Source organism: Staphylococcus sp. EG-SA-15, from assembly GCF_017151895.1.
Classification (GTDB): domain Bacteria; phylum Bacillota; class Bacilli; order Staphylococcales; family Staphylococcaceae; genus Staphylococcus; species Staphylococcus aureus.
Window position 1 is genome coordinate 21,938 of record NZ_JACVZN010000021.1, and the last position, 14,437, is coordinate 36,374.

General features: G+C 32.5%; 11 protein-coding genes. 10 read left to right on the top strand and 1 reads right to left on the bottom strand.

Going from position 1 to position 14,437, the window contains the following annotated elements; all coding sequences use genetic code 11:
• Nucleotides 1–141 precede the first annotated feature (141 nt).
• The 8 genes from smc to rplS all read left to right on the top strand — a co-directional run bounded on the left by smc (nt 142) and on the right by rplS (nt 9,261).
• Nucleotides 142–3,708, top strand: coding sequence for a chromosome segregation protein SMC (gene smc / locus IDG64_RS09620; protein ID WP_000262700.1), 3,567 nt, complete (start codon nt 142–144; stop codon nt 3,706–3,708).
• On the top strand, nt 3,708–4,958 hold the full coding sequence (gene ftsY, locus IDG64_RS09625; RefSeq protein ID WP_000007687.1) for a signal recognition particle-docking protein FtsY: 1,251 nt from the start codon (nt 3,708–3,710) through the stop codon (nt 4,956–4,958). Before smc ends, ftsY begins: the two co-directional genes overlap by 1 nt.
• Nucleotides 4,945–5,277 carry a putative DNA-binding protein gene (locus tag IDG64_RS09630; RefSeq protein ID WP_000531320.1) on the top strand — a complete coding sequence of 111 codons (333 nt, stop codon included), beginning with the start codon at nt 4,945–4,947 and terminating at the stop codon, nt 5,275–5,277. The genes ftsY and IDG64_RS09630 overlap by 14 nt, the downstream gene beginning before the upstream one ends.
• 25 nt (nt 5,278–5,302) lie before the next feature.
• Nucleotides 5,303–6,670, top strand: coding sequence for a signal recognition particle protein (gene ffh, locus IDG64_RS09635; RefSeq protein WP_000863479.1), 1,368 nt, complete (start codon nt 5,303–5,305; stop codon nt 6,668–6,670).
• 434 nt (nt 6,671–7,104) lie between these two features.
• The gene (gene rpsP / locus IDG64_RS09640; protein ID WP_000268754.1) at nt 7,105–7,380 is read left to right on the top strand and encodes a 30S ribosomal protein S16; all 276 of its coding nucleotides are present in this window, start codon (nt 7,105–7,107) and stop codon (nt 7,378–7,380) included.
• A 187-nt stretch (nt 7,381–7,567) separates the two neighbouring features.
• Nucleotides 7,568–8,071 carry a ribosome maturation factor RimM gene (gene rimM, locus IDG64_RS09645; protein WP_001261987.1) on the top strand — a complete coding sequence of 168 codons (504 nt, stop codon included), beginning with the start codon at nt 7,568–7,570 and terminating at the stop codon, nt 8,069–8,071.
• Nucleotides 8,071–8,808 (top strand): tRNA (guanosine(37)-N1)-methyltransferase TrmD, encoded by a 738-nt coding sequence (gene trmD, locus IDG64_RS09650; protein WP_000687328.1) that lies wholly within the window; start codon nt 8,071–8,073, stop codon nt 8,806–8,808. The genes rimM and trmD overlap by 1 nt, the downstream gene beginning before the upstream one ends.
• 102 nt (nt 8,809–8,910) lie before the next feature.
• Nucleotides 8,911–9,261, top strand: coding sequence for a 50S ribosomal protein L19 (gene rplS, locus IDG64_RS09655; RefSeq protein ID WP_000181404.1), 351 nt, complete (start codon nt 8,911–8,913; stop codon nt 9,259–9,261).
• A gap of 454 nt (nt 9,262–9,715) precedes the next feature.
• Here rplS and yfhO read toward each other — a convergent pair whose 3' ends face one another.
• Nucleotides 9,716–12,322 (bottom strand): lipoteichoic acid-specific glycosyltransferase YfhO, encoded by a 2,607-nt coding sequence (gene yfhO, locus IDG64_RS09660; protein WP_000915242.1) that lies wholly within the window; start codon nt 12,320–12,322, stop codon nt 9,716–9,718.
• 400 nt (nt 12,323–12,722) lie between these two features.
• On the opposite strand from yfhO, the gene ylqF reads away from it, so the two are divergent.
• Together ylqF and IDG64_RS09670 are read left to right on the top strand one after the other, a co-directional pair.
• Nucleotides 12,723–13,607, top strand: a complete 885-nt coding sequence (ylqF, locus tag IDG64_RS09665; protein WP_000236712.1) for a ribosome biogenesis GTPase YlqF — start codon at nt 12,723–12,725, stop codon at nt 13,605–13,607.
• Nucleotides 13,591–14,358 carry a ribonuclease HII gene (locus IDG64_RS09670; protein WP_000176405.1) on the top strand — a complete coding sequence of 256 codons (768 nt, stop codon included), beginning with the start codon at nt 13,591–13,593 and terminating at the stop codon, nt 14,356–14,358. The genes ylqF and IDG64_RS09670 overlap by 17 nt, the downstream gene beginning before the upstream one ends.
• Nucleotides 14,359–14,437 lie beyond the last annotated feature (79 nt).

Genomic DNA, 14,437 nt, shown 5'->3' on the forward strand with positions numbered 1-14,437 from the left:
TATATGATACGACATATAGGTGTTCGATTTAGGATTTAAGGAAGAATTTTTAATATTTTATGGAACAACTTCGAAATTTAATATACAAATACTAAAATATCGTATACATGTGTTCTTTAAAATTGTGATAAGGAGTTTAGGATGGTTTATTTAAAATCAATAGATGCCATTGGATTTAAGTCTTTTGCAGATCAAACCAATGTTCAATTCGATAAAGGTGTAACTGCAATTGTTGGTCCAAATGGAAGCGGTAAAAGTAATATTACAGATGCTATTAAATGGGTGTTGGGTGAACAATCGGCTAAATCATTACGTGGCTCAAAAATGGAAGATATTATCTTCTCAGGTGCAGAACATCGCAAAGCTCAAAATTATGCTGAAGTACAGTTAAGATTAGATAATCATTCTAAAAAGCTCAGTGTTGATGAAAACGAAGTTATTGTAACAAGAAGATTGTATCGAAGTGGTGAAAGTGAGTACTACATAAATAATGACCGTGCAAGATTAAAAGATATTGCCGATTTATTTTTAGATTCTGGATTGGGAAAAGAAGCGTATAGCATTATCTCGCAAGGTAGAGTTGATGAAATACTAAATGCTAAACCAATTGATAGACGTCAAATTATTGAAGAATCGGCTGGTGTACTTAAATATAAAAAACGTAAGGCTGAATCATTAAATAAACTTGACCAAACAGAAGATAATTTAACGAGAGTAGAAGACATTTTATATGATTTGGAAGGTCGCGTAGAACCTCTAAAAGAGGAGGCAGCTATAGCTAAAGAATATAAGACACTTTCACATCAAATGAAACATAGTGACATTGTAGTTACAGTGCACGATATTGATCAATATACAAATGACAATAGACAATTAGATCAACGTTTAAATGATTTACAAGGCCAACAAGCAAATAAAGAAGCTGACAAGCAACGTTTAAGCCAACAAATTCAACAATATAAAGGTAAACGTCATCAACTTGATAATGATGTTGAATCGCTTAATTATCAATTAGTAAAAGCTACGGAAGCCTTTGAAAAATATACGGGACAATTAAATGTTTTAGAAGAACGTAAGAAAAATCAATCTGAAACAAATGCACGATATGAAGAAGAACAAGAAAATTTAATGGAGCTTTTAGAAAATATATCAAATGAGATTTCTGAAGCTCAAGATACTTATAAGTCTCTGAAAAGTAAACAAAAAGAACTCAATGCTGTCATTCGTGAACTTGAAGAACAACTATATGTTTCAGACGAAGCACATGATGAAAAATTGGAAGAAATTAAAAACGAATACTATACATTAATGTCAGAGCAATCAGATGTTAACAATGATATTCGTTTTTTAAAGCATACTATAGAAGAGAATGAGGCTAAAAAATCAAGACTAGATTCTCGATTAGTTGAAGTTTTTGAGCAATTGAAAGATATTCAGGGTCAAATAAAAACGACAAAAAAAGAATATCAACAGACCAACAAAGAACTTTCTGCTGTAGATAAAGAAATTAAAAATATAGAAAAAGACCTCACTGATACAAAAAAAGCACAAAATGAATACGAAGAGAAATTGTATCAAGCATATCGATATACCGAAAAAATGAAAACACGTATTGATAGTTTGGCAACGCAAGAGGAAGAATATACTTATTTTTTCAATGGCGTCAAACATATTTTGAAAGCTAAAAATAAAGAATTAAAGGGTATTCATGGTGCAGTTGCGGAAATTATTGATGTGCCATCTAAATTAACTCAGGCAATTGAAACAGCATTAGGTGCTTCATTACAACATGTCATTGTAGATTCAGAAAAAGATGGACGCCAGGCTATTCAATTTTTAAAAGAACGTAATTTAGGTCGTGCGACGTTTTTACCATTAAATGTTATACAGAGTAGAGTGGTAGCGACTGATATTAAATCTATTGCTAAAGAGGCAAACGGATTTATTAGTATTGCTTCGGAAGCAGTTAAAGTAGCACCAGAATATCAAAATATTATCGGGAATTTATTAGGTAATACGATTATCGTTGATCATTTAAAGCATGCAAATGAATTGGCACGTGCGATTAAATATCGAACTCGTATTGTTACTTTGGAAGGTGATATTGTAAATCCTGGTGGTTCTATGACTGGTGGTGGCGCTCGTAAGTCAAAAAGTATTCTGTCTCAAAAAGACGAGTTGACAACAATGAGACACCAATTAGAAGATTACTTGCGTCAAACAGAATCATTTGAACAACAATTTAAAGAGTTGAAGATAAAAAGTGATCAATTAAGTGAACTGTATTTTGAAAAAAGTCAAAAGCATAATACACTTAAAGAGCAAGTGCATCATTTTGAAATGGAGCTCGATAGATTAACTACACAAGAAACACAAATAAAAAATGATCATGAAGAATTCGAATTTGAAAAAAATGATGGTTATACGAGTGACAAAAGTCGACAAACTTTGAGTGAAAAAGAAACTCATTTAGAAAGTATTAAAGCATCTTTAAAACGACTAGAAGATGAAATTGAACGCTACACAAAACTTTCTAAAGAAGGTAAGGAAAGCGTAACTAAAACACAACAAACGTTACATCAGAAACAATCTGATCTTGCTGTGGTTAAAGAGCGTATTAAAACACAACAACAGACAATAGATCGATTAAATAATCAAAGTCAACAAACCAAACATCAATTAAATGATGTTAAAGAAAAAATAGCATTCTTTAATTCGGATGAAGTGATGGGCGAGCAAGCTTTTCAAAATATTAAAGATCAAATTAATGGTCAACAAGAAACGAGAACACGCTTATCTGATGAATTAGATAAATTGAAACAACAACGTATTGAGTTGAATGAACAAATCGATGCGCAAGAAGCTACACTACAAGTTTGTCACCAAGATATTTTAGCTATCGAAAATCACTACCAAGATATTAAAGCTGAACAATCAAAGCTAGATGTATTAATTCATCATGCGATAGATCATTTAAATGATGAATATCAATTGACTGTTGAACGTGCGAAATCTGAATATACGAGTGATGAATCGATTGACGCATTACGTAAAAAAGTTAAGTTAATGAAGATGTCGATTGATGAACTAGGTCCTGTAAACTTAAATGCAATTGAACAATTTGAAGAGTTAAATGAACGTTATACATTTTTAAGTGAACAACGTACAGATCTTCGTAAAGCTAAAGAAACATTAGAGCAAATTATAAGTGAAATGGATCAAGAGGTTACTGAAAGATTTAAAGAAACTTTCCATGCTATTCAAGGACATTTTACAGCTGTGTTCAAACAATTGTTTGGTGGAGGCGATGCAGAATTGCAATTAACTGAAGCCGATTATTTAACAGCTGGTATTGATATTGTGGTACAACCACCGGGTAAAAAGTTGCAACATTTATCGTTACTGAGTGGTGGTGAGCGTGCATTAACTGCTATTGCTTTACTATTTGCAATTTTAAAAGTAAGATCTGCACCTTTTGTTATATTAGATGAGGTTGAAGCTGCACTAGATGAAGCAAATGTTATTAGATACGCAAAATATTTAAATGAGTTATCAGACGAAACACAATTCATTGTTATTACACACCGTAAAGGAACAATGGAATTTGCAGATAGGTTATACGGTGTAACAATGCAAGAATCAGGTGTTACTAAACTTGTGAGTGTGAATTTAAATACAATAGATGATGTGTTGAAGGAGGAGCAATAATGAGCTTTTTTAAACGCTTAAAAGATAAGTTTGCAACAAATAAAGAAAATGAAGAAGTTAAATCCTTAACAGAAGAACAAGGTCAAGACAAATTAGAAGATACACATTCTGAAGGTTCAACGCAGGACGTAAATGATTTAGCAGAAAATGCTGAAGTGAAAAAGAAGCCACGCAAGTTGAGTGAAGCGGATTTTGATGACGATGGCTTAATATCAATTGAAGATTTTGAAGAAATTGAAGCTCAAAAAATGGGGGCTAAATTTAAAGCAGGACTCGAAAAATCTCGTCAAAATTTCCAAGAACAATTAAATAATTTGATAGCGAGATATCGTAAAGTAGATGAAGACTTTTTTGAAGCTTTAGAAGAAATGTTAATCACTGCAGACGTCGGTTTTAATACAGTGATGACGTTAACTGAAGAATTACGTATGGAAGCACAACGACGTAATATTCAAGATACTGAAGATTTGCGTGAAGTCATTGTTGAAAAAATCGTAGAGATTTACCATCAAGAAGATGATAATTCAGAAGCTATGAACTTAGAAGATGGTCGTTTGAATGTCATTTTAATGGTCGGTGTGAATGGTGTTGGTAAAACAACAACAATTGGAAAATTAGCTTACCGATATAAAATGGAAGGTAAAAAAGTAATGTTAGCTGCGGGCGATACTTTTAGAGCGGGTGCTATTGATCAATTGAAAGTTTGGGGCGAACGTGTTGGTGTAGACGTAATTAGCCAAAGTGAAGGTTCTGATCCAGCTGCTGTTATGTATGATGCGATTAATGCCGCTAAAAACAAAGGTGTTGATATTTTAATCTGTGATACCGCTGGACGTTTACAAAATAAAACAAATCTAATGCAAGAATTAGAAAAAGTTAAGCGTGTAATTAATCGAGCAGTGCCAGATGCGCCTCATGAAGCATTACTATGTTTAGATGCTACAACTGGTCAGAATGCGTTGTCACAAGCTAGAAACTTTAAAGAAGTAACAAATGTTACAGGTATTGTATTAACGAAATTAGATGGTACAGCCAAAGGTGGTATCGTATTAGCCATTCGTAATGAATTGCACATTCCAGTTAAATATGTAGGTTTAGGTGAGCAATTAGATGACTTACAACCATTTAACCCTGAAAGTTATGTCTACGGCTTATTCGCTGATATGATTGAACAAAATGAAGAAATAACAACAGTTGAAAATGATCAAATTGTAACAGAAGAAAAGGACGATAATCATGGGTCAAAATGATTTAGTTAAAACGTTACGAATGAATTATTTGTTTGATTTTTATCAATCCTTATTGACGAATAAACAACGTAATTATTTGGAATTATTTTATCTCGAAGATTATTCTTTAAGTGAAATCGCAGATACTTTTAATGTGAGTAGACAAGCAGTTTATGATAATATAAGAAGAACTGGCGATTTAGTTGAAGATTATGAAAAGAAATTGGAATTATACCAGAAATTTGAGCAACGCCGAGAAATATATGATGAAATGAAACAACATTTAAGTAATCCAGAACAAATACAACGTTATATTCAACAATTAGAAGACTTAGAATAGATATAAATTGAGGGAGGACATCGATATGGCATTTGAAGGCTTATCAGAACGCCTGCAAGCGACGATGCAAAAAATGCGTGGTAAGGGTAAACTTACTGAAGCTGATATAAAGATAATGATGCGTGAAGTAAGATTAGCGTTACTTGAGGCTGACGTAAACTTTAAAGTGGTAAAAGAATTTATTAAAACAGTATCAGAACGCGCATTAGGTTCCGATGTAATGCAATCATTAACACCAGGGCAACAAGTTATTAAAATAGTTCAAGATGAATTAACGCAGTTGATGGGTGGAGAAAATACGTCGATTAATATGTCAAATAAACCACCTACTGTTGTTATGATGGTTGGTTTACAAGGTGCTGGTAAAACAACAACTGCAGGTAAATTAGCATTATTGATGCGTAAAAAATACAACAAAAAACCTATGTTAGTTGCAGCAGATATTTATCGTCCAGCAGCGATAAATCAATTACAAACAGTAGGGAAACAAATTGATATTCCTGTATACAGTGAAGGAGATCAAGTAAAGCCACAACAAATTGTAACTAATGCATTAAAACATGCTAAAGAAGAACATTTAGACTTTGTAATCATTGATACAGCAGGTCGATTACACATCGATGAAGCATTGATGAACGAATTAAAAGAAGTAAAAGACATTGCTAAACCAAACGAAATTATGTTAGTTGTCGATTCAATGACGGGTCAAGATGCTGTCAATGTTGCAGAATCTTTTGACGATCAACTTGATGTCACAGGTGTTACCTTAACTAAATTAGATGGTGATACACGTGGTGGTGCAGCTTTATCTATTCGTTCGGTGACACAAAAACCAATTAAATTTGTTGGTATGAGTGAAAAGTTAGATGGTTTAGAGCTATTCCATCCTGAACGTATGGCATCACGTATTTTAGGTATGGGTGATGTGTTAAGTTTAATTGAAAAAGCGCAACAAGATGTGGATCAAGAAAAAGCAAAAGATTTAGAGAAAAAGATGCGTGAGTCATCGTTTACTTTAGATGATTTTTTAGAACAACTTGATCAGGTGAAAAATCTAGGACCACTGGATGATATTATGAAAATGATTCCAGGTATGAATAAAATGAAAGGGCTAGATAAGCTTAATATGAGTGAAAAGCAAATTGATCATATTAAAGCGATTATCCAGTCAATGACGCCGGCTGAAAGAAACAATCCAGACACATTGAATGTATCACGTAAAAAGCGTATTGCTAAAGGGTCTGGTCGTTCATTACAAGAAGTCAATCGTTTGATGAAACAATTTAACGATATGAAGAAAATGATGAAACAATTCACTGGTGGCGGTAAAGGTAAAAAAGGTAAACGCAATCAAATGCAAAATATGTTAAAAGGTATGAATTTACCGTTTTAATGTTTAATATAACACGCTGATTTTTGTTGCAATGAGATGTGCATCCCGAAAGTTATACTAAAGAATATAACTTTATGGGGTGCATATTTTTAGATACACAATAATAATTAAAAACTGAAATTGCGGATTTGCTAGAACATGAGGTTATTGTTGCTAATATTAATAAGTTATATTGGTGGAACATGTGCGTTAGAAGTGGTACCATTCATGTCCTTACGAGATAAATTAACTTAACACGTAGGTGGTGAAATTTACTATGAATTTTTATAACCTATTAACAGTCTAATTTAGTAATCACATAGTTATTATTGTAAGAAAAAGGTTCAATAATTTTCCTGGTAAAGAAAAAACTCTTTACAAACATTCATACACCTGTTAATATTATTTCTTGTAGAAAATAAAAATTAAAACATGACTTAAAGGAGATTTTATAAATGGCAGTTAAAATTCGTTTAACACGTTTAGGTTCAAAAAGAAATCCATTCTATCGTATCGTAGTAGCAGATGCTCGTTCTCCACGTGACGGACGTATCATCGAACAAATCGGTACTTATAACCCAACGAGCGCTAATGCTCCAGAAATTAAAGTTGACGAAGCGTTAGCTTTAAAATGGTTAAATGATGGTGCGAAACCAACTGATACAGTTCACAATATCTTATCAAAAGAAGGTATTATGAAAAAATTTGACGAACAAAAGAAAGCTAAGTAATTTAGCGTAAAATTGTTCTAACAATAAGAATAACTCGTTTACACTGACAGTTATTACTCAATGATACGTTGGGAATATCACATGTTAGTAATATAGAACGTATTGGGTACCATAATGGTGCCCTTTTTCTTTGAATTATTTTCAATTAAAATAGAAGTGTTCAAAGCATAGAGTTGGAGGTAATAGAATGAGAGTTGAAGTTGGTCAAATTGTTAACACACATGGTATTAAAGGTGAAATTAAAGTAAAATCCAATTCAGACTTTACAGACGTTCGTTTTCAACCCGGTCAAGTGCTGACAGTTGTGCATAACAATAACGACCTTGAATATACTGTTAAGTCACATAGAGTGCATAAAGGGCTTCATATGCTCACATTTGAAGGTATTAATAATATTAATGATATTGAGCATCTAAAAGGGAGTTCTATTTATCAAGAACGTGATCATGAAGATATCGTACTTGAGGAAAATGAATTTTATTATTCAGATATTATAGGATGTACAGTTTTTGATGATCAAGAAACACCAATAGGTCGTGTAATTAATATATTTGAAACAGGTGCGAATGATGTGTGGGTGATTAAAGGATCTAAAGAATATTTGATTCCTTATATTGCTGATGTTGTAAAAGAAGTGGATGTTGAAAATAAAAAAATTATCATCACGCCAATGGAAGGATTGTTGGATTAATGAAAATTGATTATTTAACTTTATTTCCTGAAATGTTTGATGGTGTTTTAAATCATTCAATTATGAAACGTGCCCAAGAAAACAATAAATTACAAATCAATACGGTTAATTTTAGAGATTATGCAATTAACAAGCACAACCAAGTAGATGATTATCCGTATGGTGGCGGACAAGGTATGGTGTTAAAGCCTGAACCTGTTTTTAATGCGATGGAAGACTTAGATGTCACAGAACAAACACGCGTTATTTTAATGTGTCCACAAGGCGAGCCATTTTCACATCAGAAAGCTGTTGAATTAAGCAAGGCTGACCACATCGTTTTCATATGTGGACATTATGAAGGTTACGATGAACGTATCCGAACACATCTTGTCACAGATGAAATATCAATGGGTGACTATGTTTTAACAGGTGGAGAATTGCCAGCGATGACCATGACTGATGCCATTGTTAGACTGATTCCAGGTGTTTTAGGTAATGAACAGTCACATCAAGACGATTCATTTTCAGATGGATTATTAGAGTTTCCGCAATATACACGTCCGCGTGAATTTAAGGGTCTAACAGTTCCAGATGTTTTATTGTCTGGAAATCATGCCAATATTGATGCATGGAGACATGAGCAAAAGTTGATCCGCACATATAATAAAAGACCTGACTTAATTGAAAAATATCCATTAACTAATGCAGATAAGCAAATATTAGAAAGATATAAAATAGGATTGAAAAAAGGTTAGTATTGTGCTAACATAATCTGAGTGTGGAAACACAAAAATCACTATGATCCGCTGCTATATATTTGTCGAGGCAAGAACATAGGTTGAAGAGGAGAATTTATAATGACAAATCACAAATTAATCGAAGCAGTAACTAAATCACAATTACGTACAGACTTACCAAGTTTCCGTCCTGGTGATACTTTACGTGTACACGTACGTATCATTGAGGGTACTCGTGAGCGTATCCAAGTATTCGAAGGCGTTGTAATTAAACGTCGTGGCGGTGGCGTTTCTGAAACGTTTACAGTTCGTAAAATTTCATCAGGTGTTGGCGTGGAACGTACATTCCCATTACACACACCAAAAATTGAAAAAATCGAAGTTAAACGTCGTGGTAAAGTACGTCGTGCTAAATTATATTACTTACGTAGTTTACGTGGTAAAGCTGCTAGAATCCAAGAAATTCGTTAATCAGCATTTAAACAAAGCTATGTATGAGTCAAATTCGACTCAAACAATAAAGCCATCTAGGTCACTTTTATGGAGTGATATAGATGGCTTTTTTTGCTGTTTAGTTAATGTAAATGTTTATTCCTTTTCTATTCATAACGTGTTTGCTCAAAATGGTTATATAAACAAAAGGCTGGGACATAAATCAATGTTCTATGCTCTACGAAGTTATATTGGCAGTAGTTGACTGAACGAAAATGCACTTGTAACAAGCCTTTTTCAATTCTAGTCAGGGGCCCCAACACAGAAGCTGACGAAAAGTCAGCTTACAATAATGTGCAAGTTGGCGGGGCCCCAACATAGAAGCTGGGGAAAGTCAGCTTACAATAATGTGCAAGTTGGGGTGGGACGACGAAATAAATTTTGCGAAAATATCATTTCTGTCCCACTCCCATTAAATATATGCGTAGCAACATTATTTTTGTCTTGCCCATCTCGTGAAAATAATACTACATATAATGCCGAATATAGTAATTGTTATAAGTAAATAATAGTATGGTGGGGTATAGCTCAATTGAATCTTTGTTATATTTTTAGGTGCTTTAATGCCGGTCATAATACCATTTACTTGTTCAACTTTAAGACTTTGATCACCTGATGTCGCTTTCATACCTTGATTATATGCTGTTGGCAAAACAATATACCCAGATGAATTTTTATTTTTAGTAATAGTATAACCTTGCTTTGTCTTACTAACTTTGACAGCCTCTAATGAATTTGAAGCGTCTTTAAGCGTGGTATAATCTTCGCCGTATATCCCTTTTAAATTTACACGATACTTACCTTTAGGCAATGATAATCTAATCCTATCTGAAGCTTTAATGCGTATTGTTACGGGTGTTACAAAGCGTCGATATTTATAAGTGAGTTTATTTCTTTCTTGTGTATATTCATTCACTTTAACATCATGAGCTTTATCCGGCGAAAGTAATTCTAAATCCATTTCAAAATACAAATCTTTAAATTGATTAGAAACTGATTTTGGCAACTGTACAGTTAGACCACCATTATTTTGTTTAACTTGTAATAAATGTTTTGTAGGAGATTGCCAGGCTGCACTATTTAATTTAATTGTTGAATCTGATAGTAAATTTTTATTGGCTTTAAAATGTGTATTAACATCTTTAGTATTGTTAGAAACAATCCCTTGCAACATTGCTTGTTCTTTATCTAATGGAGATTTTAATTCTTTATTGGAAAAGACCTTATTTGTAATATGTGCACTTGGATAATGGATGGTATTTTTAGAATGAATCCAACGAACTTTATTGTCTTTGTGTTCAGAGTTAATTTTAAATCCATATGGTAAGTTGTCATCATGATTTACTCTAATTCGATCATTCACATTCCAAAGCGATAGTAAATTTTGACGATTGCCAAGTAATCTATAAGTGCTGTTTTTATCGATTGGCATATTAATTTGGAGTGTCTTGTCATAATATTTTAAAATGTCTCCATTAAAAATACTAGAATATAATGAAATGCCATTATAATGATATATAAATGGTGAATTTAATGCATAGTCTGACATATAATCAATGCGATTAAATGGGCCTGTTGCATTTTGATTTATCTTTTTTATTAGCTGGTTTACATAGTTACTATGATAATCATGTTGTTTCAACGTTGATATTGATTGTTGATAAGGTTTGATTGCCATATTTTTGTTGTTATCTAAAATGGCGATTTGTTGAATCATAACGATTAATACTAATATTGCAACGGTTAATTTTTTATAACGCCATAAACTAAATTTTAAAATAACGGCAAGCACCATTAGCAGGATAATACCTACTATAAGTGCAAGTGGGTGTGTCGGTGATGGTAATACATAAAGTAATGCGATGATGCTTACTGGTATTGTTCTGATTAAATAATATTTCATATTTAATGTTGATAAATGTTGAATAAACAATCCGCAAAGAGCACTTGATGATAGTGCTAAGATATACACCCAACGCCTTTCTGGAAATGAAAAACCATTAAAAGCACTGTCGAAATACTGTGATAATGAACCTATAAATAATATCCATGTTACTATTGCGAAAAGTCTATAAAAGTAAAAACGATACAGTTTGAATGACAATAATGCAACGATAGTAAGAATTGAAATCGTAATATAAAATCCATCGCTAAAGAAAAAATAATGATAATCAAGTGGTGTCAAAAACGGTATATCAACATTGGGATTTTGCTTTCTGTCATTTTCCAAAAACGCAGAAATGCCAGTGAATAAACCAAATACACTTGATAACACACTCAAAACTGTAGCAGATATGACGCAAATTAATTTTTGTGTTCTAGAGACAATGTCATATTTGTAAGTGAAAATGAGTCGATATAAATAGTAGCAACCTATAATAATAGCTTGATAATAACTGAAATAAAAATTGCTAAATAGTGTTAAGGCTATCGCAACAATGAAAATACCGATTTTGCGTTGTTGAAAATATCTTTCCAAACCAAGAATCGATAATGGTAATAAATATAATAAATTTCCATAAAATGACCAAGTAAAATTAAAGTATATAACGACAGTTGACATGCCGTATAAAATCGTAGCGATCATATTTGTTGAGCGTTTAAAGTGTAATATTTTAAATAAGTAGAAGGTCACGACAAATGTTATGATAGCTCGTATCATAGCCATAATAAGTTGGTTTGTCGGCCAAAAATGTATTGTTGTCGGATTAAATATACCAACCGTTTCTCCTATTTTAATGAATAGAAAATTTAGCCACATTAAAGGTGACAGCGAATAATAATATGATAGTCCTTTCATATAATCGCCACCTAATCCAAACGATGCATCATATAAACTAGAAAAACTACTTAGATGTTCATACAAATACATTTGAAATGGCATCATTTGACGGAATCCATCTCCAGCCCCACTAAAAACAGTACCATTCACAATATAATCATAGATATGAGTAGAAAATAAAATAAGCGTTAATATTACACTAATGAAAGTTATAACAAAGAATTGTTTGACGTTTGAATTTAGCCACTTTTTTAACACAACATTATCCTCAACTTTCAAATTTAAAATTAAGTTTAACTGAAACTAAAGTTAATGAGGTTCTTGATAGGTAAAGACGAAGATGACTGTGGAACAGATACCTTATCATAGTTACTTAAACTTTGGATCATTTTCAGTTTATCATTAAACAAATATATTGAATAATAAAAATGTCATACTGATAAAGATGAATGTCACTTAATAAGCAGCTTAGATTTATTAAATGAAAATTTTTAATTGTAGAAAACTTGAAATAATCACTTATACCTAAATCTAAAGCATTGTTAACAAGTGTGACAATGTTAAAATAAATATAGTTGAATTAATGAATTTGTTCTATAATTAACAAGTTATAGATTTTAATAATGAGAAAAGAATTGACGAAAGTAAGGTGAATTGAATGGTTATTCAATGGTATCCAGGACATATGGCGAAAGCCAAAAGAGAAGTAAGTGAACAATTAAAAAAAGTAGATGTAGTGTTTGAACTAGTAGATGCAAGAATTCCATATAGTTCAAGAAACCCTATGATAGATGAAGTTATTAACCAAAAACCACGTGTTGTTATATTAAATAAAAAAGATATGTCTAATTTAAATGAGATGTCAAAATGGGAACAATTTTTTATTGATAAAGGATACTATCCTGTATCAGTGGATGCTAAGCACGGTAAAAATTTAAAGAAAGTGGAAGCTGCAGCAATTAAGGCGACTGCTGAAAAATTTGAACGCGAAAAAGCGAAAGGACTTAAACCTAGAGCGATAAGAGCGATGATTGTTGGAATTCCAAATGTTGGTAAATCCACATTAATAAATAAACTGGCAAAGCGTAGTATTGCACAGACTGGTAATAAACCAGGTGTGACCAAACAACAACAATGGATTAAAGTTGGTAATGCATTACAACTATTAGACACACCAGGGATACTTTGGCCTAAATTTGAAGATGAAGAAGTCGGTAAGAAGTTGAGTTTAACTGGTGCGATAAAAGATAGCATTGTGCACTTAGATGAAGTAGCTATATATGGATTGAACTTTTTAATTCAACATGACATTGAACGCTTAAAAGCACATTATAAAATTGACGTTCCAGAATATGCAGAAATTTTAGCGTGGTTTGATGCGATAGGGAAAAAACGTGGCTTAATTCGACGTGGTAATGAAATTGATTACGAAGCAGTCATTGAACTGATTATTTATGATATTCGAAATGCTAAAATAGGAAATTATTGTTTTGATATTTTTAAAGATATGACTGAGGAATTAGCAAATGACGCTAACAATTAAAGAAGTTACGCAGTTGATTAATGCGGTTAATACAATAGAAGAATTAGAAAATCATGAATGCTTTTTAGATGAGCGAAAAGGTGTTCAAACGGCAATTACTAGGCGCAGAAAAGCGTTAGAAAAAGAACAAGCTTTAAAAGAAAAGTATGTTGAAATGACTTACTTTGAAAATGAAATATTAAAAGAGCATCCTAATGCTATTATTTGTGGTATTGATGAAGTTGGAAGAGGACCTTTAGCAGGTCCAGTCGTTGCATGCGCAACAATTTTAAATTCAAATCACAATTATTTGGGCCTTGATGACTCGAAAAAAGTACCTGTTACGAAACGTCTAGAATTAAATGAAGCACTAAAAAATGAAGTTACTGCTTTTGCATATGGTATCGCGACAGCTGAAGAAATAGATGAATTTAATATTTATAAAGCTACTCAAATCGCCATGCAGCGAGCTATTGATGGATTATCAGTACAACCAACGCATTTATTGATAGACGCGATGACGCTTGATAATGCACTGCCTCAAGTATCTTTAATCAAGGGTGATGCAAGAAGTGTGTCCATTGCAGCTGCAAGTATCATGGCGAAGGTTTTTCGTGATGATTATATGACACAGTTATCTAAAGATTATCCTGAATACGGTTTTGAAAAAAACGCGGGTTATGGTACCAAACAACATTTACTAGCAATCGATGATATTGGCATTATGAAAGAGCATAGAAAAAGCTTTGAACCTATAAAATCGTTACTGTAAATCGTAAAATTCAATTAAATGATAAAAAAGTAGCATTTAAGTTTACAATAGCGCTTACATTTTTTATAATTGTAAGGGA

Bases quoted from the DNA above. Each gene is read 5' to 3' on its own strand.
- smc (WP_000262700.1), top strand. From the start codon at position 142: ATGGTTTATTTAAAATCAATAGATGCCATTGGATTTAAGTCTTTTGCA.
- ftsY (WP_000007687.1), top strand. From the start codon at position 3,708: ATGAGCTTTTTTAAACGCTTAAAAGATAAGTTTGCAACAAATAAAGAA.
- IDG64_RS09630 (WP_000531320.1), top strand. From the start codon at position 4,945: ATGGGTCAAAATGATTTAGTTAAAACGTTACGAATGAATTATTTGTTT.
- ffh (WP_000863479.1), top strand. From the start codon at position 5,303: ATGGCATTTGAAGGCTTATCAGAACGCCTGCAAGCGACGATGCAAAAA.
- rpsP (WP_000268754.1), top strand. From the start codon at position 7,105: ATGGCAGTTAAAATTCGTTTAACACGTTTAGGTTCAAAAAGAAATCCA.
- rimM (WP_001261987.1), top strand. From the start codon at position 7,568: ATGAGAGTTGAAGTTGGTCAAATTGTTAACACACATGGTATTAAAGGT.
- trmD (WP_000687328.1), top strand. From the start codon at position 8,071: ATGAAAATTGATTATTTAACTTTATTTCCTGAAATGTTTGATGGTGTT.
- rplS (WP_000181404.1), top strand. From the start codon at position 8,911: ATGACAAATCACAAATTAATCGAAGCAGTAACTAAATCACAATTACGT.
- ylqF (WP_000236712.1), top strand. From the start codon at position 12,723: ATGGTTATTCAATGGTATCCAGGACATATGGCGAAAGCCAAAAGAGAA.
- IDG64_RS09670 (WP_000176405.1), top strand. From the start codon at position 13,591: ATGACGCTAACAATTAAAGAAGTTACGCAGTTGATTAATGCGGTTAAT.